General features: G+C 70.4%; 23 protein-coding genes. 12 read left to right on the top strand and 11 right to left on the bottom strand.

Annotated elements, in window-relative coordinates; genetic code table 11:
- Window positions 1-35 precede the first annotated feature (35 nt).
- The 10 genes from NUH29_RS10240 to NUH29_RS10195 all read left to right on the top strand — a co-directional run bounded on the left by NUH29_RS10240 (window position 36) and on the right by NUH29_RS10195 (window position 8,956).
- A complete protein-coding gene (locus NUH29_RS10240; protein ID WP_258799014.1) occupies window positions 36-971 on the top strand; it encodes a carbohydrate ABC transporter permease in 936 nt (311 codons plus the stop codon).
- Window positions 971-1,882: a carbohydrate ABC transporter permease gene (locus tag NUH29_RS10235; RefSeq protein ID WP_258799013.1), complete on the top strand. Its 912-nt coding sequence runs from the start codon at window positions 971-973 to the stop codon at window positions 1,880-1,882. Before NUH29_RS10240 ends, NUH29_RS10235 begins: the two co-directional genes overlap by 1 nt.
- A 2-nt stretch (window positions 1,883-1,884) precedes the next feature.
- Complete coding sequence (locus NUH29_RS10230; protein WP_258799012.1) at window positions 1,885-2,559, top strand: DUF624 domain-containing protein; 675 nt, start codon at window positions 1,885-1,887, stop codon at window positions 2,557-2,559.
- Between the two features lie 34 nt (window positions 2,560-2,593).
- Window positions 2,594-3,772, top strand: a complete 1,179-nt coding sequence (locus NUH29_RS10225; protein ID WP_258799011.1) for a glycoside hydrolase family 88 protein — start codon at window positions 2,594-2,596, stop codon at window positions 3,770-3,772.
- Window positions 3,769-4,638, top strand: a complete 870-nt coding sequence (locus NUH29_RS10220) for a fumarylacetoacetate hydrolase family protein (RefSeq protein ID WP_258799010.1) — start codon at window positions 3,769-3,771, stop codon at window positions 4,636-4,638. The genes NUH29_RS10225 and NUH29_RS10220 overlap by 4 nt, the downstream gene beginning before the upstream one ends.
- The gene (gene kduD / locus NUH29_RS10215) at window positions 4,635-5,399 is read left to right on the top strand and encodes a 2-dehydro-3-deoxy-D-gluconate 5-dehydrogenase KduD (protein WP_308445766.1); all 765 of its coding nucleotides are present in this window, start codon (window positions 4,635-4,637) and stop codon (window positions 5,397-5,399) included. Before NUH29_RS10220 ends, kduD begins: the two co-directional genes overlap by 4 nt.
- Before the next feature lie 23 nt (window positions 5,400-5,422).
- Window positions 5,423-6,247, top strand: a complete 825-nt coding sequence (gene kduI, locus NUH29_RS10210; RefSeq protein ID WP_258799009.1) for a 5-dehydro-4-deoxy-D-glucuronate isomerase — start codon at window positions 5,423-5,425, stop codon at window positions 6,245-6,247.
- Window positions 6,244-7,134 (top strand): sugar kinase, encoded by an 891-nt coding sequence (locus tag NUH29_RS10205; RefSeq protein WP_258799008.1) that lies wholly within the window; start codon window positions 6,244-6,246, stop codon window positions 7,132-7,134. The genes kduI and NUH29_RS10205 overlap by 4 nt, the downstream gene beginning before the upstream one ends.
- Window positions 7,131-7,733, top strand: coding sequence for a bifunctional 4-hydroxy-2-oxoglutarate aldolase/2-dehydro-3-deoxy-phosphogluconate aldolase (locus NUH29_RS10200; RefSeq protein WP_258799007.1), 603 nt, complete (start codon window positions 7,131-7,133; stop codon window positions 7,731-7,733). Before NUH29_RS10205 ends, NUH29_RS10200 begins: the two co-directional genes overlap by 4 nt.
- Before the next feature lie 176 nt (window positions 7,734-7,909).
- Entirely contained in the window at window positions 7,910-8,956 is a 1,047-nt protein-coding gene (locus NUH29_RS10195; protein ID WP_258799006.1) for a mandelate racemase/muconate lactonizing enzyme family protein, read from the top strand.
- Here the strand turns inward: NUH29_RS10195 and NUH29_RS10190 are convergent.
- From NUH29_RS10190 to NUH29_RS10150, 9 genes are all read right to left on the bottom strand, one after another.
- Window positions 8,946-10,424 carry an MGH1-like glycoside hydrolase domain-containing protein gene (locus NUH29_RS10190; RefSeq protein ID WP_258799005.1) on the bottom strand — a complete coding sequence of 493 codons (1,479 nt, stop codon included), beginning with the start codon at window positions 10,422-10,424 and terminating at the stop codon, window positions 8,946-8,948. The genes NUH29_RS10195 and NUH29_RS10190 overlap by 11 nt on opposite strands.
- Window positions 10,425-10,488: 64 nt before the next feature.
- Complete coding sequence (locus tag NUH29_RS10185) at window positions 10,489-11,967, bottom strand: ABC transporter substrate-binding protein (protein WP_258799004.1); 1,479 nt, start codon at window positions 11,965-11,967, stop codon at window positions 10,489-10,491.
- Between the two features lie 38 nt (window positions 11,968-12,005).
- Window positions 12,006-12,956, bottom strand: a complete 951-nt coding sequence (locus NUH29_RS10180; RefSeq protein ID WP_258799003.1) for a dihydrodipicolinate synthase family protein — start codon at window positions 12,954-12,956, stop codon at window positions 12,006-12,008.
- Window positions 12,956-14,596 (bottom strand): FAD-dependent oxidoreductase, encoded by a 1,641-nt coding sequence (locus NUH29_RS10175; protein ID WP_258799002.1) that lies wholly within the window; start codon window positions 14,594-14,596, stop codon window positions 12,956-12,958. Before NUH29_RS10175 ends, NUH29_RS10180 begins: the two co-directional genes overlap by 1 nt.
- On the bottom strand, window positions 14,593-15,399 hold the full coding sequence (locus tag NUH29_RS10170) for an ATP-binding cassette domain-containing protein (RefSeq protein ID WP_258799001.1): 807 nt from the start codon (window positions 15,397-15,399) through the stop codon (window positions 14,593-14,595). The genes NUH29_RS10175 and NUH29_RS10170 overlap by 4 nt, the downstream gene beginning before the upstream one ends.
- A complete protein-coding gene (locus NUH29_RS10165) occupies window positions 15,392-16,366 on the bottom strand; it encodes an ABC transporter ATP-binding protein (RefSeq protein WP_258799000.1) in 975 nt (324 codons plus the stop codon). Before NUH29_RS10165 ends, NUH29_RS10170 begins: the two co-directional genes overlap by 8 nt.
- Entirely contained in the window at window positions 16,363-17,259 is an 897-nt protein-coding gene (locus tag NUH29_RS10160) for an ABC transporter permease (RefSeq protein WP_258798998.1), read from the bottom strand. Before NUH29_RS10160 ends, NUH29_RS10165 begins: the two co-directional genes overlap by 4 nt.
- On the bottom strand, window positions 17,256-18,176 hold the full coding sequence (locus tag NUH29_RS10155) for an ABC transporter permease (RefSeq protein ID WP_258798997.1): 921 nt from the start codon (window positions 18,174-18,176) through the stop codon (window positions 17,256-17,258). The genes NUH29_RS10160 and NUH29_RS10155 overlap by 4 nt, the downstream gene beginning before the upstream one ends.
- Before the next feature lie 5 nt (window positions 18,177-18,181).
- Entirely contained in the window at window positions 18,182-19,255 is a 1,074-nt protein-coding gene (locus NUH29_RS10150; protein ID WP_258798996.1) for a LacI family DNA-binding transcriptional regulator, read from the bottom strand.
- Here NUH29_RS10150 and NUH29_RS10145 point away from each other — a divergent pair.
- On the top strand, window positions 19,254-20,255 hold the full coding sequence (locus tag NUH29_RS10145; protein ID WP_308445765.1) for an alpha/beta fold hydrolase: 1,002 nt from the start codon (window positions 19,254-19,256) through the stop codon (window positions 20,253-20,255). The two genes, NUH29_RS10150 and NUH29_RS10145, sit on opposite strands and share 2 nt — an antisense overlap.
- On the opposite strand, the gene NUH29_RS10140 is transcribed toward NUH29_RS10145, so the two are convergent.
- A complete protein-coding gene (locus tag NUH29_RS10140; protein ID WP_258798995.1) occupies window positions 20,245-21,594 on the bottom strand; it encodes an MFS transporter in 1,350 nt (449 codons plus the stop codon). The genes NUH29_RS10145 and NUH29_RS10140 overlap by 11 nt on opposite strands.
- Window positions 21,587-24,544, bottom strand: a complete 2,958-nt coding sequence (locus NUH29_RS10135) for an alpha-mannosidase (protein ID WP_258798994.1) — start codon at window positions 24,542-24,544, stop codon at window positions 21,587-21,589. The genes NUH29_RS10140 and NUH29_RS10135 overlap by 8 nt, the downstream gene beginning before the upstream one ends.
- 91 nt (window positions 24,545-24,635) lie before the next feature.
- On the opposite strand from NUH29_RS10135, the gene NUH29_RS10130 reads away from it, so the two are divergent.
- Window positions 24,636-25,802 (top strand): FAD-binding domain, encoded by a 1,167-nt coding sequence (locus NUH29_RS10130; protein WP_258798993.1) that lies wholly within the window; start codon window positions 24,636-24,638, stop codon window positions 25,800-25,802.
- Window positions 25,803-25,830: the final 28 nt, after the last annotated feature.

Raw genomic sequence — 25,830 nt, 5'->3', positions numbered from 1 at the left:
CGGCATCCCGAACCATCCCCTCGAGGAGTCCCATCATGACGACAGCCGTCGCGCCCCAGACGGACGCGCCGCCGGTCACCCCCCGGCAGCGTCGCCGGTCGCGCATGAAGCTGCGCAACGCCCTCATCGGCTGGAGCTTCATCCTTCCGAACTTCGCCGGATTCGCCCTGCTCACGCTCGTGCCGGTGCTGATCCTCTTCTACATGTCGTTCACGAACTGGAACGTGTTCGGCAAGGCCGACTTCATCGGCATCGCCAACTTCCAGCGCCTCATCGGCGACGGCAGCTTCCGCACCGCGGTCGTCAACACCCTCTACTACTCGGTGATGCACATCCCGCTCACCCTCGTGGTGTCGCTCGGGCTCGCGCTGCTGCTCAACACCAAGTTGCGCGGGGTGCGCTTCTTCCGCACCGCGGCGTTCTTCCCCTACATCACCTCGATCGTCGCGATCGCCATGGTGTGGAACCTCATGTTCAGCCCCGACTACGGGCCGGTCAACGAGATCCTGCGGTTCATCGGCATCCAGGACCCGCCCGGGTGGCTCACCTCCACCGAGTGGGCCATGCCCGCCGTCGTGATCGTCAGCACCTGGCGCGACATGGGCTACTACATGATCCTGTTCCTCGCGGGCCTCCAGACGATCCCCCGCGAGCTGCACGAGGCGGCTCGCGTCGACGGCGCGAACGTCTGGCAGCGGTTCACGAACGTGACCCTGCCGGGCCTGCGGCCCACCACCTTCTTCGTGACCGTCATGCTCACGATCAACTCGTTCAAGATCTTCGACCTGATCCTCGTGATGACCGACGGCGGTCCCGGGCAGGCGACGCTCGTGCTCAGCCAGTTCATCTACCGCAAGGGCTTCGAGGAGAGCCAGTTCGGCTACGCCTCCGCGGCGTCCGTCGCCCTGTTCTTCCTGTGCCTCATCGTCACGCTCGTGCAGTTCCTGATCAACAAGAGGAGGAACGCCTGATGTCCGCGCTTCTCGCTCCCGAGACCGAGGCCGAGGGCCTCCGCAAGCTCGGCGACCCGCGCCCCCGCGACACCCGACCGGTGTCGACCGGCCGGCACGTCGCGCGCGTCATCGGCTACGTCGTGCTCGTGGTCGCCTCCGTCGGCGTGCTGATGCCGTTCTTCTGGATGGTGACCAGCTCGCTCAAGGAGCCGAACGACGTCTTCTCCATCCCGCTGCAGTGGCTCCCCGACGTGCCGCAGTGGTCGAACTACGCCGAGATCTGGTTCGAGTCGGGGATGCTGACCTGGCTGCGCAACACGCTCATCCTCTCCGTCGCCGTCACCTTCCTGCAGCTGCTCACCGGATCCTTCGCCGCCTACGGCTTCGCCCGGATGCGCTTCCCGGGACGCGACTGGCTGTTCCTCGTGTACATCGCGACCATCGCCGTGCCGTGGCAGTCGTACATGATCCCGCAGTTCATCCTGCTGTCGAACCTCAAGGTGTCGAACACGCTGTGGGCGATCATCCTGCTGCAGGCGTTCGGCGCCTTCGGGGTGTTCCTCATGAAGCAGTACTACGAGACGATCCCGGAGGAGCTCTCGGAGGCGGCGCGACTCGACGGGCTCTCCGAGTACGCGATCTGGCGGCGGATCATGCTGCCCCTGTCGGTGCCGGCGCTCGCGAGCCTCGGGCTGCTGACCTTCGTCAACACCTGGAACGACTACCTCGGACCGCTCATCTACCTGCGCGACCCGAGCCTGTGGACCGTGCAGCTCGGCCTCAAGAGCTTCGTCTCGAACCTGTTCGACACCAACTACGCGCTGCTGTTCGCGGGTCTGACGATCTCGGTCATCCCGATCGCGATCATCTTCACCCTCGGCCAGCGCTACTTCGTCGAGGGCATCGCGACCAGCGGACTGAAGGGCTGACCGTGTTCCGCCGCATCTCCCACGAGGGCTTCGCCTCGCTGTTCGGGGTCGTCTACCTCGGACTCATGACGAACGCGCTGCTGGTCGTCGCCGCGCTGCCGCTGGTCGTGCTGCTCATGACGACCGACCCCGCCGCGTCCTGGCCGGCGCTCGCGGTGGCCGCGCCGCTCGCGGCACCCGCGCTGACGGCCGCCTTCACCGTCTTCCGGCGGCACGCCGCAGGCGGCACCGAGGTGGCGCGGGCGTTCCTCGCCGGATGGCGCGCCACCTGGCGCCGGGCCATGGCGCTCGGCGCGATCGCGAGTGCGGCGGCGGTGGTGCTGGTGGTCGACCTGCACCTGCTCGGCTCCGGCGAGCTGGCGCCCGTCGTGGTGCCGGCCCTCGCGGTGCTGCTGGCGCTCGTCGCGGCGGGGACCGTCGTCGCGCTGGTGGCGATCGCCGAGGTGCCGCACGCGCGGCTCGGCGAGGTGCTGCGGGCGGCCGCGTACCTCGGCATGCGCCGGTGGTACCTGAGCGCGGTGTCCCTCATCGCGCTCGTCGTGCAGTTCGCGGTCTTCGCGAACCTGCCGGCGATCGGGCTCGGCCTCACCGCCGCACCCGTGCTCTACCTGAGCTGGGCGAACTCGCGCTACACGCTGCGCCCCGTGCTCGACATCGACGAGGTCGCCGCCGACTGACGGCGACCCCCGACCGAGGAATCCCACGAAACACATGACCACGACCCCGCCCGTCAGCCAGACCGCCCGCAGCCAGGCCGGCATCCCGGCCGCGCTCGCGACGATCCGACGCAACATCGACGCGCTCGGCGACCTCTATCCCGACGACACGACACGCGACGGTCGCTACCTGCCGCGCCCGGCCGGCGACGGCGTGGGGGTCGGCGGCAACCGCGGATGGACGACGAGCTTCTGGCCCGGGATGCAGTGGCTGGCCTGGGAGCTCACGGGCGACCCCGCCTACCGGGACGCCGCCGCGCGGCACACCCGCGACTTCGAGGACCGGGTGCGGGACGGGATCGACCTCGACACCCACGACCTGGGCTTCCTGTACACGCTCGCCTGCGTCTCCGCCTGGCGGCTGGAGGGCGACGAGGGCGCGCGGAACGCGGCACTCCTCGCGGCCGACCACCTCATGCACCGCTTCCTCGAGCCGGCCGGCATCATCCAGGCCTGGGGCGACCTCAGCGATCCCCGACAGGCGGGTCGCACCATCGTCGACAGCCTCATGAACATGCCGCTGCTCACCTGGGCCTCGGAGCAGACCGGCGACCCGCGCTACGCCGACGCGGTGCGACGCCACACGACGCAGCTGCGCGAGCACATCATCCGCCCCGACCACTCCACGTTCCACACCTTCTACTGGGACACCGTGACCGGGGAGCCGGTGCGCGGGGCGACGGAGCAGGGCGCCCACGACGACTCCTGCTGGTCGCGCGGTCAGGCCTGGGGCGTCTACGGCTTCGCGCTCAACCACCGGGCCACCGGCGACCCCGAGCTGCTCGAGGCCGCCTGGCGCTGCGCCGACTACTTCCTCGCGCACCTGCCCGCCGACGGGGTGCCGTACTGGGACCTGGTCTACGGCGACGACTCGGGCGCCCCGCGCGACAGCTCGTCGGCGGCCATCGTCGCGTGCGGCTTCCAGGAGCTCGCCTCGCTCGAGGCGGGAACCGAGCGGGGTGCGCGCGCCGCCGAGGCGGCCGACCGCATCCTCGACTCGCTCGTCGCCGGGTACGCGCCCGAGCCGGCGGAGTCCTCCGACGCCCTGCTGCTGCACGGCGTCTACGACCTCCCGAAGGGCAACGGCGTCGACGAGGGCACGCTGTGGGGCGACTACTTCTACCTGGAGGCGCTCACCCGCCGGGCGATGCCCGAGTGGAGGCCGTACTGGTGAGGCTCGTCACCTTCGCCACCGCCGCCGGATCACGTCCCGGGGCGGTCGTCGGCGAACCCGGCGCCGAGCGCGTGCTCGACCTGTCGGACGTCGCGCCCCGGACGGTCGACATCGTGGGCGACCCCGAGGCGCTCGGCGAGGCGCTCGCGGCGGTGGGCATGGCGGCCGACTCCGCCTGGACGCCGCTCGGAGATCTGCGGCTCGAGCCGCCCGTGACCCCCGGCAAGATCCTCTGCCTCGGCTACAACTACCGCGGACACGTGCCCGACGGCGTCGATCCGACGGCCGACGATCCCGAGTACCCCGACGTGTTCGTGAAGACGCCGAACACGCTCGGCGCCCCCGGCGACGAGGTCGTCATCCCGGATGCGGCGCTCGACGTCGACTACGAGGGCGAGATCGCGCTCGTCATCGGGAGACGGGCCAAGGAGGTGCCGCTCGGCGAGGCCCTCTCGTACATCGGCGGCTACACGATCCTCAACGACGTGTCCGATCGCGCGTGGCAGCGGCGCCAGAGCCAGTGGGCGCTCGGCAAGTGCTTCGACGGGTTCGCCCCGCTCGGGCCGTGGATCGTCACCCCCGACGAGATCGCCGACCCGCAGGACCTGCTCGTCGAGGTGGTGCGCGACGGCGTCGTCACGGTGTCGCAGTCGACGGCGACCACCATCTTCTCGGCCGCCTACGTCGTGCACTATCTCTCGCAGACCATGACACTGGAGGTGGGTGACGTGATCTCGACCGGCACCCCCCAGAAGCTGCCCGCCGCGCAGGCCGACCACCGACCGCTCGCCCCCGGCGACGCCGTCACCGTACGCGTCTCGGGGATCGGCGAGCTCACGACACGATTCACCGGAGGGACCGCATGATCCTCGACCGCTTCCGACTCGACGGCCGGGTGGCCGTCGTCACCGGCTCGTCGCGCGGCCTCGGGCAGGGCGCCGCCGTGGCGCTCGCCGAAGCCGGCGCGGATATTGCGCTCGTCGACCGCGGCGACGCCTCCGAGACCGCCGCGAAGATCGAGGCCCTCGGCCGGCGGGCGCACCGCATCCGGCGGGACTTCGGCGCGGCGACCCCCGAGGAGCTGCACGCCGCGATCGACGAGGTGGTCGAGACGCTCGGCCGTATCGACATCCTCGTGAACAACGCCGGCACGATCCGGCGCGCCCCCGCGACGGAGCACCCGGCCGCCGACTGGGACGAGGTGCTCGCCGTCAACCTCGACGCCGTGTTCCACCTCTCGCAGGCCGCGGGCCGCCACATGATCGCCCAGGGCGGCGGCCGCATCATCAACGTCGCGTCCATGCTGTCGTTCCAGGGCGGCATCCTGGTGCCCGGCTACGCGGCGTCGAAGCACGCCGTCGCCGGGCTCACCAAGGCGCTCGCGAACGAGTGGGCGGCCTCCGGCGTGACCGTGAACGCGGTCGCCCCCGGCTACATGGCCACCGACAACACCGCTCCCATCCGCGCCGACGAGGCCCGCGAGGCGTCCATCGTCGCGCGCATCCCCGCCGGACGGTGGGGCACCCCCGACGACCTGCAGGGAGCGTTCGTCTTCCTCGCCTCGGATGCGGCCGGCTACGTCACCGGCGCCATCGTGCCGGTCGACGGCGGCTGGCTGGTCCGCTGAACTTCGACACCCCAGGAGGAACCATGCAACAGCGCTACGCGACGAATCCCGCCCAGATCCCGGGCATGACGACCGAGGAGCTGCGCGAGCGCTACCTCGTCGAGGACGTCTTCGTTCCGGGGGAGGTGCGCCTGGTCTACACCCACCACGACCGCATCGTGCTGGGCGGTGCGGTGCCCGCGGGCGCCGAGCTCGCGCTGACCGGCTACCCGGAGATCCGCTCCGACTACTTCCTCGAGCACCGCGAGCTCGGCATCGTCAACGTCGGCGGCACCGGAACGGTCACCGCCGACGGCGAGGTGTTCACGCTCGTGAACGGCGCGTGTCTGTACCTGGGACGCGGCATCCAGCAGGTCACGTTCGCCGACGCGGACGGCGACGCCCAGTTCTACCTCTTCTCCGCCCCCGCGCACACCACGTACCCGGCGGCGCTCGTGTCGCCCGGCGAGGGGACCGTGCGCGAGCTCGGCGACCAGCTCACCTCGAACCGCCGCACCCTCAACCAGTACATCCACGAGAACGGCGTGCAGAGCTGCCAGATCGTGATGGGCGTCACCCAGCTGCACCCGGGCTCGATGTGGAACACCATGCCGGCGCACACCCACGACCGGCGCACCGAGTGCTACCTCTACTTCGACATCCCGGAGGACGCCCGCGTCATCCACCTGCTCGGGGAGCGCGACGAGACCCGGCACCTCGTGGTGGCCGACCGCCAGGCGATCATCTCGCCGAGCTGGTCGCTGCATTCCGGTGTCGGGACGGCGGCATACTCCTTCGTGTGGGCGATGGCGGGCGAGAACCAGACCTTCGACGACATGGATCCGGCTCCGGTCACCGGGCTGCGGTGACCGACGCACCGGAGCTGCTCGCCGTCGGCGAGACCATGGCGATGGTCGCGCCCCTCGACGGCGCGCCGCTCGACGAGGCGCGCGAGTTCCGGATGGAGGCCGGCGGCGCCGAGTCGAACGTCGCCGCGCACGTCGCGGCGCTCGGGCATCGCGCCGCCTGGTTCAGCCGGCTGGGCGACGATCCGCTCGGCGACCGGATCCTGCGCCAGCTGGCGTCGCGCGGCGTCGACGTGTCGCGCGTGGAGCGCGATGCGGCTCATCCGACCGGGCTCTACGTGAAGAACCCCGGCCGGGGCGTTCACTACTACCGTGCGGGCTCCGCAGCGGCGCAGCTGGCGGCGGCGGATGCGGCGGCGGTCGATCTCGACGGGGTGCGCATCCTGCACGTGTCGGGCATCACCGCCGCGATCTCGGCCACCGCCTCGGCGTTCCTCGACGCGCTCGTCGACGCCGCGCACGCGGCCGGGGTGACGGTGAGCTTCGACGTCAACCATCGGGCGGCGCTCTGGCCGGTCGAGACCGCGTCGAGGCGGCTCGCCGAGCTCGCCGCCCGTGCCGACCTCGTGTTCGTGGGACGCGACGAGGCGGAGACCCTGTGGGGCACCGCGACCGCGGACGAGATCCGGGAGCTCCTGCCGGGCCCCGCGGAGCTCGTCGTGAAGGACGGCGACGTCGGAGCGACCCTGTTCGACGCGGACGGCGTGCGCTTCGTGCCCGCGCTGCGCGTCGAGGTTCTCGAGGCGGTCGGCGCGGGCGACGCGTTCGCCGGCGGCTACCTGGCCGCACGGCTCGAGGGTGCCTCCGCCGACGAGCGCCTGCGCACCGGGCACGTGCGCGCGGCACTCGTGCTGCAGACCACGGACGACACGATCGAGGAGATCCGATGAGCGAGTTCGACGACATCTTCCGGGGCGCGCCCCTCATGGCGATCCTGCGCGGGATGGGGGTCGAGCGCACCCTGCGGCTCGCGACCACCGCGTGGGATCTCGGCATCGACGCCGTCGAGGTGCCGCTGCAGACGCCCGAGGACGACGAGGCGCTGCGCGAGCTCGCCCGGGTCGCCGAGCAGCGGGGCAGGATCGTGGGGGCGGGTACCATCGTGGCGCCGGAGCAGGTCGCGGCCGCGCGCGCCGCCGGGGCGCGCTATCTCGTGTCGCCGGGCATCGACCCGCGCGTAGTGGAGGCGTCGCGGGACGCCGGTCTGCCGATCCTCCCGGGTGTCGCGACGCCCAGCGAGGTGCAGCTGGGCGTCTCGCTCGGGCTGGACTGGATGAAGGCGTTCCCCGCGACCTGGCTCGGGCCGTCGTGGTTCCGGCACATCCGCGGGCCGTTCCCGCAGGTGACGTTCGTGGCGACGGGCGGCCTCGACGCGTCGAACGTGCAGGACTACCTCGACGCGGGCGTGAGGGTCGCGGCGGTCGGCTCGGCCCTCGAGGATCCGGCGCAGCTCGAGAAGCTCGCCGCGCTACTCGACGCGCGCCGCTGATCGTTGCGGGGCGCGAGGTCGGTGCCCGCTCGCTTGACACGTCGCCCCGTGTGCGGCCTAGACTTGGCGGACGAGGTGCTACTACGTATTAGCATCGAGATTCGAAGGCGAGTCGTATGGGCAACCTGGCGGACCATCGGGTCAGCGAGATCACTCCGGTCGTGCTCCGCTCGACGATGGTCCGAAACATCGGCAGGAATGCGCTCCGCGACACCAACGGTTCCGGCCGTGATCTCGTCGTTGTGGTCGTGCGGACCGACAGGGGAGCCGAGGGCTGGGGGCACGCGGGCGCGGGCGCATTGGGAGAGGTCGTCGGTGCCGAGAGGCTCGGCGAGGTCATCGGACGCTCCGTCGCCGAGCTCATCGACCCCGAACGAGGAGTGGTCCACCCCACGGCGAGGGCGCTCGACATCCCCCTGCACGACCTGGCGGGCCGCATCCTGGGTGTTCCGGTCTACGCCATGCTCGGTGCGAGGGGCCGACGCGAGGTGCCCTGCTACTCGGGTGGCATCTACTTCGACGACCTCGACCCGCAGGGCATGCCGGAGGGTCTCGCGGCCGTGCGACGCAACCTGGCCATGGACTGGGAGCTCGGCTACCGGGACTTCAAACTGAAGGTGGGGAGGGGTCGGAGGTGGATGCCGCCCGGTCCCGGGATGGCGCGCGACATCGAGGTGACCCGACTGGCGCGTGAGTCCTACCCCGAGTCCCGGCTGATGGTCGACGCCAACGACGGCTTCTCCCTGACCGACGTCGGCCGGTACCTCGACGCCGTCGCCGATTGCGGTCTGTACTGGCTCGAGGAGCCGTTCGTCGAGAGCGTGCCCGATTTCGTCCGGTTGCGGCGCATCCTCGTCGACGGCGACCACCCGACACTCATCGCGGACGGCGAGATGCGGCCGGACCAGTCGCTCATCGTCGAACTCGCGGGCGCCGGGCTTCTCGATATCGCCCTCATGGACGTATTCGGCTTCGGGTTCAGTCGATGGAGGTGGATCATGCCCCGTCTGCGCCTGGCCGGGGTGTTGGGATCGCCGCACACCTGGGGATCGCCGCTGAAGATGTACTACGCCGCCCACCTGGCGGCGGGGCTCGGCAACATCCCGACGATCGAGGGCATGCCGGGGAGTGTCGAGAAGGTCGACTCGGGCGGCCATCACTTCGAGAACGGGGTCCTGACGGTGTCGGACGAGCCGGGATTCGGCCTGCGGATCAGCTCGTGAGGGGGATGGCGAGCGGGCCGGGTTCGCGGCGTCGTGCGACCTCGCCATCGACGTTCAGCGCGAGCCCGCTGTCCGGATGCCAGTCGATCTCGACATCGTGACCCGCGAGGCGGAGGCCGCGCACCTCGAACCACCCCAGTTCCGTCGCGACGGCCAGCGGTGAGATTCGGACAGAGTCGCCGTCGACCTCGATGCCGAGGAGTCCGTCGAGCACGAGATCGGCGAAGGTCGAGTGCTGGTAGTCGCGGCCGATCTCCGCGCGGGCGACGTCGTGTGCGAGCCGCCAATCGCGCGCGCGCCAGCGGCCAGTGTCCGGATCCATGTCCTCGTCGAGCCAGTAGCTTCCGTCGGCCTGCAGATGTGAGGAGGCGTACTGGCGCAGGAGCGCGAGGAACAGCGATTCGCACTCCTCGGAGCGCGTCGACCGCGCGATCCGCCCCAGTGCGGTGAGCGTCTGACTGGTCGCGAACGGCCAGGTCGGCCCGTTCCATCGGCACAGGAACCGCGGCAGCGTCGATCGCACGCTGAACTCGTAGCGCTGATGTCGCCGCTCGGCGGTTCTCAGGCCGTATTCGGCGGCGAACCCGGCACGGTCCCCCAGCTGCCGAACGGCGGGCATGGGATCGATCGAACCGTCGGGCAGGCCGACGTACCAGGGCACGAAGCCGATGAGTTCACGCACCCGTCGGCGGGGGTCGATCTCGGTGCGCCGGGGAACCGGAGTCGAGCGGTACGGACCGGGAAGGCGGCGTTCCGGGTCGGCGGTGGCGACGTACGCGTCCTCGCCGTCGACCGACAGGGGCACGGTGGTGAAGTGCTCGAGCTCCTCGTCGTAGAGATTCTCGAGCACGAGGCGGCGAAGTCGGTCGCGGATCTGCTCGAAGCGTTCCGCGGTGGCGATGTCGCCCGCGTGGCGTGCGAACGCCGCGATGGCGGCCGCGTTCGCGTACTGATAGCTGTTGATGGTGGGCCGGAAGCCGTCGCCGCTGATGGAGAACTCCATGGCGTCCGCGAGGTCGTGGGCCCAGTACAGGCCGGACGGATGTCGGCTGTCGGCGGCCCAGGCGTCGAAGTTCGCCACCATTCCGGGAAGCAGCGCGACGACCTCATCCCACGTCCCCTGCGTGCGCGCGTAGTGCAGCGCGGCCCACGCGATCCACTCCGTGTAGCGGTGCGGTTCGGCCTCCGGTGCGGAGTACCAGAACCGGAGGTAGTCGGCGACGACGTCCGTGCGTCCGAGCCACCGACCCTCGAGGACGTGGTGCCCTGCCGCCGCGTTGACCGTGCCGTGAGCGCGCCCCGGCCCGGGTTGATGGAACTCCGTCACGAGCAGCCCGTGGTCCGTCGTGACCACGTTGCGCGCGAACGACTCCCACCGTCGGCGGTAGACCACGGTGAGAACCTCGTCGCCGCAACGGAAACGAGGGGCCGATCCGAGGATCGCCGCAATAGGCGCTGAGGCGGTCACTGGGTATCCTTCGATATTGCTCGGCGGGGAACGGTTCGCGCGTTCCCCGCCGAGCTTCCTACGGTCAGTACCCGACGTGCGAGAGATCCGGCTTGGTCAGCGGATCGGGCTCGAAGCCGTTCAGCCCCGTGCGCCACGCGTACGTCGTGTTGACGACCATCGGGAACATGCCGACAGCGTCACCCCAGATGATCGCGTTCGCCTGGTCGTACAGGTCGAGCCGCTCGTCCTCGTCGGTGATCGATCCGGCTTCAGCGAGGATCGCGTCCAGCTCCGGGTTGCAGTAACCGTTGCGGTTCGCGGCGCACGGGTACAGTCGGCCCAGGTTCTGAGCGGCGTCGTAGGTCGGGGTTCCGACCAGCTGGAAGTTGACGTCCCAGTTCAGCGACAGCAGGTCGTCGAGGAACACGGCCGCCTCCTTCTGTACCGGGACCGCCTTCACGCCGACCTTCGCGAGGTCGGACACGATCGCCGACATGAACTCGGTGTACTCGGCCTCCTTGTACTGGATCTGGATCTCCTGGCCGAAGTCGAAACCGGCCTTCTCGAGCGCGGCTCGGGCGGCGTCGGGGTCGTACTTCTTGGGGTCCTGCGGGGTCGATCCGAAGACGTTCGGCGCGAGCACCGAGTCGGACACCTTCCCCGAGTCGGGGAAGAGCGTGCTGATGATCGTGTCGAAGTCGACCGCCTCCCAGAGCGCGTTCCGCACCTCGCTCGTCGCGAAGGTGGGACGCGAGGAGTTGAACCACATCGTGACCACGAGCGTCGACGGCGAGGACTCGACCGTGACATCGGAGTTGGCCTTCAAAGCCGCGACCTGGTCGTCCGGGATTCCCCATGTCGCGTCGACCTCACCCGTCTGCAGGGCGGTGAGTCGCGTGGAGACCTCGGGGATCCAGCGGTACTCCAGTTCGCCGATCGTCGGCACGTCGCCGTAGTACTTCGTGTTCGGCGTCAACTTGAGCGACTCGCTCGGTGCGAACGATTCGACGACATACGGACCGCTGCCGATCGGTTCGGCGAAGTCCGCGTCCGTCACGTCGGCCTTGGTCACGAAGATCAGCGCGAGCTGGCCGGCGAGCATCGGCTTGGCCGAGGTGAAGGTGACCGTGACGTCGTCCGCCGCGTCGACGGAGACTCCCGTGAAGTTGCCGGCGAGAGGGCCGTTCAGCGTCATGATCCGATCGAACGACGCGACGACGTCGGCGGAGGTCAGCGGCGTATCGTCCGAGAACACCACACCATCACGCAGGTGGAAGGTCCACTCGCTGCCGTCGGTGTTCGTGTCCCAGCTCTCGGCGAGGTCGGGATGGAAGCTTCCTTCGGAATCCGGGGCGAGCAGGCGGCTGAAGATCGACATCGCGGCCTGACCCGTGCCGATGCCGGCGCCGTCGGCGCCATGGGGGTCCAGACTCTCCGTCGCGAACTGCGGTGCGACGACCACCGTGTCCTTGACCGGAGCCTCCGTCGGCGCGCACGCGGCCAGCGCGAGCGCCGCGGCCGCGAGAGCGGCGAAGGCGAGTGACGTCCTTGTCTTTCTCATGTTCTCTCCTTGTTGGGTTGCATTCGTCCGACGCGGGTTTACGTCGGACGCTCTTGGTGGGAGTCGAGGGGGGAGTCGACGGCCCGGATGAGCCACGGCTCGAATGGCGACAGGAAGTGCCGGAGGCGTTCGAGCTCGTCCACGTCCACGCTGCGCAACGGCGGCGCGCAGCGGTCGTTGGGCAGCACGCCGCGGTCATGAAGGATGGCCTTGACCGTCGGGACGCCCGGCCGGATCGCGTGAACACCGGTGAGCGACGTCACGCGTTCCTGCAAGGCGTCCGCCTCCTGGTGGCGTCCGGCAGCGGTCGCGTCGCGCAACGACACGATCAGCGACGGCACGATGTTCGCCAGCCCGGGCACGATTCCCTTCGCCCCGGATCGGAGACCTTCGGCGAGGTTGCGCTCATCGCCCTGCGAGAGTGCGAGATCGGGCCGCTCGGCGATCACCGCGACGAACGACCGGAGCAGGGTGAGATCGCCGGAACTGTCCTTGAGGCCGACCAGATGCGGGCAGTCCAGAACCGCGCCGAGCACCTCGGCCGTGAGAGCGGAGGCGTACTTGGGGACGTTGTAGATCGCCCAGGGATGTCCGAGCTGCTCGATCGCACGGAGATGCTGCTCGATCTCGTCCGCCCGGTGCGCGAAGTAGCTGGGGGGTGTGACGAGCAGCGCATCGGGGGCCCCCTCGAGAGCCGTCTCGGCGCGCCGCAGCGTCTCCGTCGTACCTGGAGCCGAGACGTTCACGACGACTGATCCCGCGGGGCGCAGCTCGTGCCAGAGCTCGACGCCCATGCGTACGAAACGCCGCGTGAGGTCGGGCGGCAGCAGCGCGCCCTCGCCGTTGCTGCCCAGCAGCAGGACCGAGTCGACCCCCGTGTCGGCGAGGCTCGTCAGCAGGGTGACGGTGGCGGCGTCGTCGGGGCGGCCGTCCGCTCCGAGGGGGGTCATCACCGGCACGGTGACCCCGGCGAGGATGTGATCGGTCATCAGAAGGCCCTCACTTCGGCAGAATCGGGCCACGCCAACTCGAATCCGTCGTCGACCAGCTCGCTCTGGAAGGCGGAGACCCGACCCGGGTCGGCGTGGACCTCGGACGGTGTGGTGCCGTTCTCGAGGCAGAAGGACGCCAGAGCCCCCGCTGCCTCGCCGACGTTCCACTCGACGGGGTGCAGGCGGTAGCACCCGTTGGTGATGTGGGTGGTGCCGAGATTCTTGCCGGCGGCGAGCAGGTTGCCCCCGCCGGCGGGTATCAGCGCACCCAGTGGGATCTGGAACGGGCTCGATGCGACGTCGATGTAGTTGTCTCCACCGCTCGAGGGATGCAGGTCGATGCGGTACATGCCGATCCCGACGGAATCCGGATAGCGGACAGCTCCGAGGTCGCCGCGGATCTCGAACGACAGGTCCTGCTCGGTGATCGTGTAGAGAGCGCGGATGCGGCGCGATTCCCGGATGTAGGGCGCTTTCGCGAAGCCGTCGGATGTGCCCAGCACGTCGCCGCGCAGATGGAGCCCTGGCCATCCCCGACCGCCGTCGGGTCGCGGCGCCTCCGTCTGGAGCCAGTAGAGCATCGCGAGGGAGAGGGCGCGTGCGCCGGCCAGGTGCCGATCCCGGGTCTCCTCGTCGACGTCGATGATGCTTCCGTCGAGGTAGTCGATCATCGGCCAGTTGACGATGGTGATGTCGCTCTCGAGGTACCCCGGCTCGAAGTTCGCGCGGGCGAGCACCCTGCGGAACGCCCACAGCTCGCGGTCGCCGGGGTCCCGGCTCTGGTCGGCGATCACTCCCGCATCGACCCTCGCGTTGGGGACGAACGTGCGCGTGAGCGGCTCCAGGGTGCGCGGGTCGGGCGCGACGAACCCGAGCATCGGTCCGTGCCAGAAGGGCGGTTCGTACGAGCGCCAGTAGTCGTAGTCGGCGGGGCGCTCGATCGTGTGGTCGCCGTGCTCGTCGTAGGCGAGCGCGAACACCCACGAGAACGCCTGCACGTTGTCGGGGCGAGCATCGAGGGGGGCTGAGGGCTCGCCCGTCTCCGTGCGACCCTCCGCTCCCGTGACGTAGGGGATTCCGGCCAGCGGGAGAAGATCGCCCAGCTCGGTCGCATCCAGCACGAATCGACCCGACAGCCGATGCCGACCTCCCTCAGGGTCCTCGACCGTGACGGTGCGGACGACACCGGCGACCGACTCGGCAGACACGGGGCGGGTCGTCCGGAGCACGGTGAGCCGACCGCTCGACACGTAGGGCGCGATCATCCCGTCCAGAACGGCGGCGGCGACGGTCGGCTCGTGGCACAGCTTGCTCACCCGGCCGAGCCCCGGGTTCAAATACTGGTCGGCCGCCGCGGCAGGCGTGAGCGGCGTCGTTCGGCGGTAGTGGTCGCGGATGCCGTCGCGGACCGCGCGGTACGACCGGGTCGCCCCGAACCGCTCGATCCACGGGTGCTCGTCGGGTGGCACGCCCTGAGAGGTGAGCTGCCCCCCCAGCCAATCCGTCTCCTCGGTGAGGATGACCGTGTGACCGCGCCGCAGTGCCGCCAGAGCGGCGGCTACTCCGCCGAGACCGCCCCCGATCACGACGATCTCCGCCGTCGACTGCTCATGACGGTCGGCCAGATGTGCGCTCACTCTTGTTCGTCTCCTGTTGTCGTCGTTCCGTGGTCGGCCACCAGATCGAGCGCGGCATCGAGCAGCTCGCGGGTGTAGGCATGCGCGGGGGAGGTGAACACCTGCTCGGTGGCGCCGATCTCGACGATCTCGCCGTGCTGCATGACGGCCACCGAGTCCGCGATCTGACGCACCACACCGAGGTCGTGGGTGATGAAGAGCATCGAGATGCCGAGATCCGTCTTGAGCTCGATGAGGAGCTGGAGGATCTGGGCCTGCACGGAGACGTCCAGCGCCGACACCGCTTCGTCGCAGACGAGCAGGCGCGGGCGCTGCGCGAGTGCGCGGGCGATCGACACCCGCTGGCACTGGCCGCCCGAGAGCTGGGCCGCACGGCGGTCCAGCACGTCCTCGTCGAGGCCGACGCGGCCGAGGAGCTCGGCGATCGCCGTGCGGCGATCACCCCCGGGCGCGATCTCCGGGTGCGTCGACCAGACCTCGCCGATGATCCCGCCGATGCTCATGCGCGGGTTGAGGGAGGACCGCGGATCCTGGAAGACGATCGGGATCTGTCGGCGGAGCTCCCTGCTCCTGCGGGGGGTCAACGGCACCCGGTCGTCGCCGAAGACCAGCTCCCCGTCGTACCTCACGAGCCCGACGACCGCTCGGGCGACCGTCGTCTTGCCCGACCCGGATTCGCCGACGAGCGCCAGTGTCTCGGCGGGGGCGATCGCGAAGGAGGCTTTCGAGACGACCCGTCGGGCCCGCCGCCCGCGTCCGTACGAGACGTCGAGGTCGTTGGCTTCGAGCAGCGGCTCAGTCATCGAGGAACTCCTCGGCGAAGTGGCAGGCGCTCACGCGACCCGGCACGACTTCCCGCGGCTGAGGCGTCTCACGTCGGCAGATCTCCCGGGCGAGCGGGCATCGCGGATGGAACGCGCAGCCCGAGGGGCGAGCGGCCGGGCTTGCCGCGGTGCCCGGGATCGGATCCGAGACCGCCGAGGCGGCCGACACGCTGGGCACGCTACGTGCCAGAGCACGCGTGTAGGGATGCAGGGGCTTCGACAGCACGCTCCGCGCCGGTCCGGACTCGGCCACGCGCCCCGCGTACAGCACCACCAGGTCGTCGGCGATGTGCGACACCACGCGGAGGTCGTGGCTGATGAACAGGATCGCGATCCCGTCGTCGCGCTGCATCTCCGCAAGGAGATCGAGGATGCGTTTCTGGACGGTGACATCCAATGCTGTCGTCGGCTCATCGGCGATCAGGAGTCGAGGCCCGCCGGAGAGCGCCATCGCGATGACCGCGCGCTGGCGCAGACCCCCTGAGAGCTGATGGGGGAAGGCATGGGCGCGTTCCTCCGGCCGGGGGACGCCCACCCGTGCGAGCAGCCGCACAACGCCCTCCTCGAGGGCCTTGCCGCGCAGGCCCCCACGCCGCAGCAGCTCCCCCACCTGGCGGCCGATGCGCTGGCTGGGGTTGAGCGCGGCGAGCGGGTCCTGGAAGATCATCGCCACCCATCGACCGCGCAGGGCGCGCCGTTGCCGCTCGGGGATGCCGAGCACCTGACGGTCGTCGAAGACGATCTCTCCCTGGGCGGACATCGTGTCGGGGAGCAGGCCCATGACGGCGCTTCCGAGGATCGACTTGCCGCTGCCGGACTCGCCGATGAGGGCGGTGGTGCGCCCGCTCCGCACGTCGAGGCTGACGCCGTCGAGGATCCGGACCGGAGCATCGGCATCGGTCGACACGACCAGGTCGCGCACGCTCAGAGCCAGCTTGTCGGTCATCTGACTCCTCCTCGTTGGAAGCGGCTGTTCAACTGGTCTCCGAGGAGTCCGGTCATCACGACGAGCAGCGCGAGCGCGATCCCGGGGAAGACGGAGATCCACCATGCGGTGCTCAGGTACGCCTTCCCGGCCGCGATCGTCTGACCCCACGAGACGATGTCGTGGGGGAGACCGATTCCGAGGAAGCTCAGCCCCGCTTCGCCGAGCACGATGAGCCCGAATTCGAGAGCGACGAGTGCCACCACCGGGGCGAACACGAACGGCAGCACGTGCCGCAGCATGATCCGCGGCGCGGGTACTCCCAGTACCCGTGCCGCGGACACCCACTCCCGTTCGCGCAGGGAGAGGGTGGCTCCTCGGGTGAGTCGGGCGAACGACACCCATCCCGCCAGCGACAGCGCCACCACGACCACGGCGACCCCGCGCTCGAAGAGACCGGCGACCACGATCGCCAGCACGATATTGGGGAAGGCGATCAGGATGTCGATGATGCGGCTCAGGAGGGTGTCCGCGATGCCCCCGAGGTATCCGGCGAGCAGTCCGACGACCACTCCGACGACGGTGCACACCGCCACCGTGAGAGTTCCGATGAGCATCGAGGTACGCGCGCCGTAGATCAATTGGCCGACCATGTCGCGCCCGGTGGAGTCGGTGCCGAGCACCGCGACACTGCCCGTCGACGTGGTGGCACCCGGAGGGAGCAGGCGGTCCACGATCTGCGTCGCGACGGGGTCGAACGGGACGATCATGGGCCCGAACACCGCGGCGAGCACGTAGATCGCGATGATCGCGATCGGCACGATCCTCATGATCGAGGCCGCGGCTCGCGCTGCGCGGCCGCGGGAGCGGCCACGGACGACGGCGGGCGCCCGGAGGATGACGTCGTCGGTCATGCGTTCGCCTCCACCCGGATCCGGGGATCGAGGAGGGCGTTGACGATGTCGGCGACCAGGTTGAGGGCGAGCACGAACAGCGCGATGACGAAGACCGCCGCCTGCACGACGGTGTAGTCGCGAGAGGCGACCGAGTCGACGATCAGTGTTCCGAGTCCCGGCCATGCGAAGACGTTCTCCACGACCACCGCGCCTCCGACGAGCGCGCCCACCTGCAGGCCGACGATGGTGACGACGGGGCCCATCGCATTGCGGAAGGCGTGGTTGCGCAGCGCCTCACCGCGGGAGAGACCCTTCGCCCGTGCCGTCTGCACGTACGGTTCGCGCATGGCTTCGGTGAGCGTGGCGCGGCTGATGCGGGCGATGATCGCGGTGAACGGCAGGGCGAGGGTGATCGCGGGGAGGATCAGATGTGCCGGCGTGCCGGCGCCCGAACTGGGCGTGACACGCAGGACGAGCGCGAAGATCAGGATGAGCATGATGCCCACCCAGAAGGTCGGCATCCCTTGGAACAGGATCGAGATCGTCGACACGACGCGGTCGATAGCGCCGTCGGGCCGGCGGGCGGCGAGCAGGCTCAGCGTGAGGCCGACCGCGGCGGCGATGACGGTCGCACCCAGGGTGAGTTGCAGCGTCTCCGGCAGGCGCGATGACACCAGTGCTATCGCAGGCTGTCCCGTTCGGAACGAATCCCCGAAGTCCAGCGTCGCGAGCTGTCGAAGGTAGGCGAGGTACTGCTCGACGATGTTGCCGCTCAAGCCGAGCCGTTCCGTGAGGGCTTCGATCTGTTCGGGGGTCGCATCGGGTCCGAGCAGGGTGGTCGCCGGATCTCCCGGGGCGACCCGGATGAGCACGAACATCAGGGTTGTGACACCCCAGATCACGAAGACGCCGACGGCGAGCCGACGGCCGATCATCGACATCATCGTTTCGGAGACCCCGTCCGCGGCGGGGCGATCGTCGATCCCTCGACGATCTCGGGCGCGACGACCCGCTGGCGAGGTCGATCCTCCTCGTCGAGGATGTCGATGAGCAGCTCGACGGCGGCCGCTCCGACGTCGTAGCGCGACAGCACGAAACGCGACCACTCGCGGGGCGCGGCGGTGAAGGGCGGATCGCCGAGCACCCCCACGGACAGGTCGGAGGGGATCCCGAGGCCCAGCGCGTCGGCGGCCTCGACGAGTCGGGCGATGTTCGAGTCGTCGTCACCGGGCTCGACGACCACGGCGGTGATGCCCCGCTCGGTGACCCAGCGTTCGAGTTCGGCGGGGGTGAGCGGTGCGCCGTGCTTGACCGAGCTGGCGCGGATCCCGGCCTCGTCGATGCCGCGCCAATAGCCTTCGAGACGGTCCTCGGTCTGCTCACCGCCCCCGGGCTCGCCGATGTAGCCGATGTTTCGATGTCCCGCGGTGGCGAGCCGCTCCACGATGCGGGCGGTGGCGCTGGCGTAGTCGAACGCGACGTACGGCACCTCGATGCCGGCGATTTCGCGACGCCCGATCAGCACGAAGGGATGGCCGTTCGCGTCGAGCTCCGCGAGGAGCGCGTTATCGACGTGGCGGCCGACGAGGATGCCCCCGTCCGCGACGAGCAGGCGTCGCGCCGTCGCGTTCGATCCGAATGCTCCGCGCGTGTTCTGCGACGCTGCCGTGGGGCTGAGCAGCATCAGGTCGTAGCCGCGGCGCGAGGCCTCTCGCTCGACACCGAGCAGGAAGTCGAAGTAGAAGTCGGTCTGATCCGCGGGGAAGATCTCCTCGAAGGTGTGGAATCCGAGGAGGAAGCTGCGACCGCCGACCAGTCTCTGCGCGGCGGCGTTGGGCGAGTAGCCGAGCTTCTCCGCCGCCGAGATGACCCGCTCGCGGGTCGCCTCGGGGATGCGGTTGACCGGTTTGCTCGGATCGCGCAGCACGCTCGACACGGTCGCCTGCGAGACGCCGGCCGCCCGCGCCACGTCGATCTGGGTGGGGCGTCGCTTGCGGGGGGTGATCCCGGACATGACGGTCTCCTCAGCTCTTCGTCGAACCTGCTGCTACGTAGTAGCATTGATACGTAACAGCAAGATGCCATATGCGCGGATGCCCGTCAAGCCGCGGTCAGGAACGCAAGGGAGCGACAGCATGGGGGAGATCAGCGCATTCGCAGGATGGACACCCCCACCCGGGGTCGACCTGGTGGCGGTCGACGCGGGAGCCGGGCGGCTCACGGCCCTCCGAAGTCCGGCACACGGGAGCCCACGCGGTCTCATCCTGCTGATGCCCGGCTACACCGCATCGAAGGAGGAGTTCTTCGCGATGGCCCCGGCGCTGGCGCAGATGGGCTGGGAGACGTGGGCCTACTCCCACCGGGGGCAGGCCGACTCGTCCGCGCCGCGCGGAGTGGAGGAATACCGGCTCGAGCGATTCGTCGCCGATGCCCTCGACGTGGTCACGGAGCTCCGCGAACGAGGGCGAGAGGCCGGGGTTCCCGGTCGTCCTCACCTCGTCGGCCACTCGTTCGGAGGGGTCGTGGCCATGGCGACTGCAGCCGAGTCCCCGCAGTCGCTCGGATCGTTGACGACGATGTGCACGGGCCCTGGCCCCGTGCGTGGTGCGTGGGTGATCGACGCGATGCTCGCCGCGGCGACCGTGGGCGGCATCGGCCGCTGGAACGCGATCAATCCCGAGCTCGCGCACCTCCCGCCCGAATCGATGCCCGAGAGCGACGCATTCCGGCGTGCGCGATTCGCCGCCAGCTCGAACGACCACCTCGTCGGCGCGGCGGCGATCCTGGCCACCGTCGCCGACCTCGTCCCCGCACTATCCGAGCGGGGGCTTCCCCTCCACGTGCTGCACGGTGAACATGACGATGTCTGGCCGGTGGACCAGCAGCGGGAGATGGCCGAAAGGCTCGGCGCCCGCTACACGGTGATCGCCGGTGCGGGGCACAGCGTCCAGCGCGACGCTCCCCGGGCGACCGTGTTGGCCATCGACGAGCACCTCGGCGGGCTCAGCGCGTGACCACCGACCGCACCAGCGCGAACGGGATCGCCGACACGAGGCAGCTGACGGCGGGCACGAGCGTGATCGACGCGAACACGGTCTGCTGCATCGCGGGCGTCACCGCGGCATCCGCCTGGTATCCGGATGCGGCGACGAAGATCCCGAAGACGAGCACGGCGAGCGCCGTCATGATCTTCGACACGAAGGTGAGCGTCGCGAACGAGATGCCCTCGTTGCGGATGCCCGTGCGCCGCTCCGCGTCGTCGACCGCGTCGGCGATCATCGTCGCCTGCACCACGAGGAACACCCCGAGGGTGAGCCCGGTGAGGAAGATGAACACCACGATCGGCACGATGCTCGCGAACCCGACGAGGTACATCGCGACGTAGAGGGCGGCCCCGATCAGCGACGAGCCGACGATGAGCGCACGCCCGCTCACGCGGCGCAGCAGCAGCGGGGCGGTGAAGCTCGACGCGACGAGCCCCACGATGATCGCGGCGCCGATCAGGGTGAACAGCCCCTCGTCGCCGTAGGCCACCACCACGAACACCGCGCCCCCCGCCTGCACGATGTAGCGACCGAACCCGAGCACCGAGCCCAGCAGCACGAGCAGCAGCGGGGTGTTGCGCACGAGCGTCCCGGCGATCTGCCGCAGCGTCGGGCGCTCGTGCGCCAGCGCCGACGGCCGCTCCCGCGGCACGAGGAAGGCGAGCAGGAACAGCCCCATCCCGATCACGGAGGTCGACAGCACCGCGAGCGTCCACCCGGACCCCGTGGTCGCATCGCCGCCCGACAGCGCCCGGGCGAGCCACGGCATCCCGAGGGTGGCGAGGCCGAGCGAGATCGCGCCGAACGCCCGCACGTTGCCGATCACGCGGGTGCGCCGTGCGGGGTCGGGGAACGCCGAGCCGATGAGCCCCCAGAACGGAACGTCGCACACCGTGTAGGCGAACCCCCACAACAGGTAGACGATCCCGAAGTAGACGAGCTGCGCCGTCTCGTCGACGTCGGGCACCGCGAACATGAGCGCCGTGAGCGCCGCCACCGGCGCGGCCGAGAACAGGATGTAGGGCCGGAGCTTCCCCCACCGGGTGCGCGTCAGGTCGATGACGACGCCCATGAGCGGGTCGGTCACCGCGTCGACGATCTTCGCGACCGTGATGATCGCCGTGACCACCGCGATGCCGGCGGAGGAGATGCCCGCGTACTGGATCAGGTAGGCGAGCACGAACGTCGTCACCGTCGTGAGCACCACGTTCTGGCCGAAGCCCGCCGTGACGATGGCGATCGACTGGGCGCGGGGGGAGGGGGTGCGGGGGGCGGTGGTCTCGACACGCCCGCTTCGCGGGCTACTCAACCGACGCGCTCTCGAGCAGGAGCGTCACGATCTCGAAGGGGCCGAGCTCGAGGGCCCCGAGGTCGGCCTCTCCCTGCGGCCGCTCGATCAGGTCGACGAGCGTCGCCCGGGTGTGCGGGATGCGCGTGCCGAGAGTCGTGGTGGTCGCGCGTCCGAGGCTCTCGTAGAGCCGCACGACGATCCCCTCGCCCGACTCGGCCCGCTTCACGGTCTCGATCACGACGCCCGGGTCCGAGCTCGTGACGATGCTGTCGAACTCGACGCCGCGTGCGATGCCCAGCGGGTTGTTCAGCCGGTAGCCCTCGCGCACGACGTCGTCGAGGCATCCGGGCGCGAAGGGCAGCACGGCGTAGCCGAACTCGTGCACCCCCCGGTCGGCCGTCCTGTCGGGGAAGGTCGGCGCCCGCAGCAGGTTGAGGCTCAGCAGGCCGTCCTTGGCGCGGTGCCCGTACTTCGCGTCGTTGAGTAGCGCGAAGCCGCCGCGCTCGTCCTCGACGGCGACCCACTTGTGGGCCACCACCTCGAACTGCGCCTTCTCGACCGAGTCGCGCTCGGTCGTCGGCCGACGGATGTGGCCGAACTGGATCTCGCACGCCACCTCGTCGGCCCAGCGCGACGGCCGGAACTCGGCCCGCAGCATCCGGTGACTCGCCCGCCAGTCGACGCGGGTCTCGAAGCGCACGAGCTCCGACCCGGCCTCCAGCACGATGCGCTGCTCGACCTCGACCCCCGGTCCGGTCAGCCGTTGCTCGCGCACGACGGTCGGCCCGTCGAGCCGGGTCGCGGCGTGGGCGAGCCGCAGCTGCCGCGGACGGCGTTCGGTGTAGCGCGGGTCGATGTCCCACGCGTCGAACGGCCAGCGGTACGGGTCGCGGTGCACGACGAGGCGGTTCAGGCCGCCCCCCGCGTGCTGGGCCCCCGCGGCATCCGTGAGGGAGGTGATGACGCCGTGGGCGTCGAAGCGCAGCTCGACCAGCCCGTTCGCGATCGAGTCGGGAAGCGCGGTCAGCCCGAACGGCCCCGGCGACGACTCCATGCGCGTGGCGGCATATGCCGGAACCGCCGCCCGGTGCCACACGCCGTCGACCCGCACGTGCTCGTCGCGGGGGAAGCTCGTGAGGTTGACGGCCGTCGGCACGTCCGAGTTCGACAGCTCGCCGAGCATCCCGTCGGTGAGCGAACCGAGCTCGCCCTCCAGCCGCACGTAGGTCTCGCGCGCCTCGCGGTTCACCCGTTCGATCGACGACCCCGGCAGGATGTCGTGGAACTGGTGCAGCAGCACCTGCCGCCAGATCGGCTCCAGCTCGGGCCGGGTGTCGCGCTCGGCGATCACCGAGAGCGCCTCGACCTCGTGCAGCATCCGCTCGACCGTGCGGTTGTGCCGCTTGATCGCGGCCTGCGTCGTGTAGGTGCCCTGGTGGGTCTCGAGGTACAGCTCGCCCGTGTGGCTGTGCAGCTCGTCGATCGCCTCGTGCGCCTCGAGACGTTCGAAGAACGCGCGAGCCGTCGAGAACTCGACACGGGGGAGGCCCCGGATGCCCTGCCCGTCGGATCCGATCTCGCGCTCGAGCAGCTCGAGGTGGATCTCGCCCGGGCCCCCGCCGCCGTCGCCCGAGCCGTAGACGAGCAGCGCCGTGCCGAGCGCCCGCTCGGGGTACTGCTTCAACGCGGTCAGCAGGTTGTCGGCCGCGGCGCGCGAGTTGTAGTCGCCCTCCGGCGGCATGTGCACGAGCACGCTCGAGCCGTCGATGCCGCGCCAGGTGAAGGTGCGGTGCGGGAAGACGTTGGTGGCGTTCCAGGCCAGCTTGATCGTCAGGAACCGGTCCATTCCGGCCCCGCGCAGGATCTGCGGCAGGTTGCCCGAGTAGCCGAAGGTGTCGGGCAGCCAGCACAGCCGCAGCTGCTCGTCGGTGAGCCCGAACTCCTGCTGCAGGAACCGTCGCCCGACGACGGCCTGGCGCACGAGCGCCTCGCCGGTCGGCAGGTTGGTGTCGGGCTCCACCCAGAACGACCCCTGCAGCTCGAGGCGCCCCGCCGCCGCGGCATCCCGGATGCGCGCGAACAGCGCGGGCTGCGCCTCCTTCACCCAGGCGAGCTGCTGGGGCTGGCTCGTGCCGTAGACGTAGCCCGGTCGCCGCTCGATCGTGTTCACGGCCCGGGTGTAGGTGCGCGCCGCCTTGCGCCGCGTCTCACGTAGCGGCCACAGCCATGCCATGTCGAGGTGGCCGTGCCCGACCGCCGAGAACAGGAAGTCGGATGCGGCGTGCCGCGCGAGCGGTTCGGCCAGCTCGGCGCGCGCCCCCGCCGCGTCGCCCGCGCGGAACCGCCGCCAGGCGGCGTCGAGCGCGGCGTGCAGACCCATCGCGAGCGGCGGGTCCTCGGTGGCGCCGGCGAGCACCACGAGGGTCAGGTAGTCGTAGTAGAGCCCGAAGACGGTGTCGTCGCGGACCGCGAGGTGGGCGCCGTGGAACACCCCCCGGCCGACCTCGTAGAGGATGAATCCGTTGTAGGCGACGTCGGCGTAGAGCTCGACTGGGGTCCCGGCCGCCAGGGGATCGCCCACCGGCCGGTAGCGCCCGCCCGCGTGCGGCAGGTCCCCCTGCTGGAACACCGTCGAGGTCGCGTCGACGAGTCCGCCCTCGGCGTCGTGGACGAGACCCTCGCCGCGCACGCCGAGCATCACGATCGCGCCGTCGGCATCCGCGGGCACCACGCCCGTCAGGCGCAGCCACGCGCACGCGTGCACCCCGCCGAACGCGTCGCCGTGACGGATCGGCGCGAACGCGCCCCGGTCGAGCTCGGCGAACGGGATCGGCTCGTCCGAGCGCACCACCTGCGCGTCGAGCTGCGCGACGGTGCGGTAGATGCCGCGGCGGATGCGGCTGAGCCGACGGAACTCGCCGGGCTGCTGCACCCGCAGACCGAAGAGGAAGGACAGGAAGCCCGCCATCGTCCCTCCCTCGTGACGTCTCCGAGTCTAGGCCGCCCCCGGTCGCGACGGCCGGGCGTACCGTGGGAGGCGAGTCGAGAGGACGATCGACATGCGCGTGCTCGTCGTCGGTGCCGGGATCGCCGGTCCGACCCTCGCCTACTGGCTTCATCGCGACGGCCACGAGGTGACCATCGTCGAGCACGCGCCCGGGCTCCGCGAGGGCGGCTATCTGCTCGACTTCTGGGGCGCCGGTTTCACCGTGGCCGAGCGGATGGGGATCGTGCCGACCCTCATGGAGCGCGGCTACCGTGTGCGGGAGGTGCGCGAGGTGAGCCGCTCGGGCCGCCGCATCGGGCGCTTCGATCCCCGTCGGGTCATGGACCGGATGGGCGGGCGCTACGTGAGCATCACGCGCTCGGATCTCGCCCGCGCCGTCTACGAGGCCCTCGACGGCGAGCTGCGCACCGTGTTCGGCGACACCGTCGCCGCGCTGCACGACGACGGCACGCGGGTCGCCGCGACCTTCGCGCGCGGCGGCGAGGAGGAGTTCGACCTCGTGGTCGGCGCCGACGGGCTGCACTCGCGGGTGCGCACGCTCGCCTTCGGCGACGACCGCGAGCACGAGCGCTATCTCGGCATGGTGCTCGCGGCCTTCGACGTCGACGACTACGCCCCGCGCGAGCAGCTCGTCGCCGCGACCCGCACCGTCGTCGGCGGCCAGGCGCTGCGCTTCACCCTGCGCGACGGCACCTCGATGCTGTTCTTCATGCTGCGTCACGACGGCGAGCTCCCGAGCGACCCCGGCGCACAGGACGAGCTGCTGCGCGGGCGCCTGGGCGACGCCGGCTGGGAGGTGCCCGCGATGCTCGACGCGCTGCCGCGGGCGCGCACCCGCTACGTCGACCGCGTCAGCCAGATCCGGATGCCGCACTGGAGCCGCGGCAGGATCGCCCTCCTCGGCGACGCGGGCGCCTGCCCGTCTCTGCTCGCGGGCCAGGGGTCGGCGCTCGCGATGATCTCGGCCCACGAGCTCGCGGCGGCGCTCCGCGCCGAGCCGATCGAGCAGGCGCTCGCGAGCTGGGAGGGTCGTCTCGCGGGCTTCGTGCGCGAGAAGCAGGACGCCGCGATCGGCCTCGGCTCGGCCTTCGCCCCGAAGACCCGGGCGGGGCTCGTCGTGCGCGACGCCGTGCTCGGGCTCATGGGGATCCCGTTCGTCGTCGATCTCGCCATGAGCCGCAGCCTGCGGGACGCGATCGAGCTGACGCCGAGGCCCTGAGGTCACCGCGCCGGAGTAGGCTCACCCG

The organism is Protaetiibacter mangrovi, from assembly GCF_024752305.1.
GTDB lineage: Bacteria > Actinomycetota > Actinomycetes > Actinomycetales > Microbacteriaceae > Homoserinibacter > Homoserinibacter mangrovi.
Note: the sequence above shows the minus strand (reverse complement) of the source record. Positions and strands in the feature narration are given on the sequence as shown.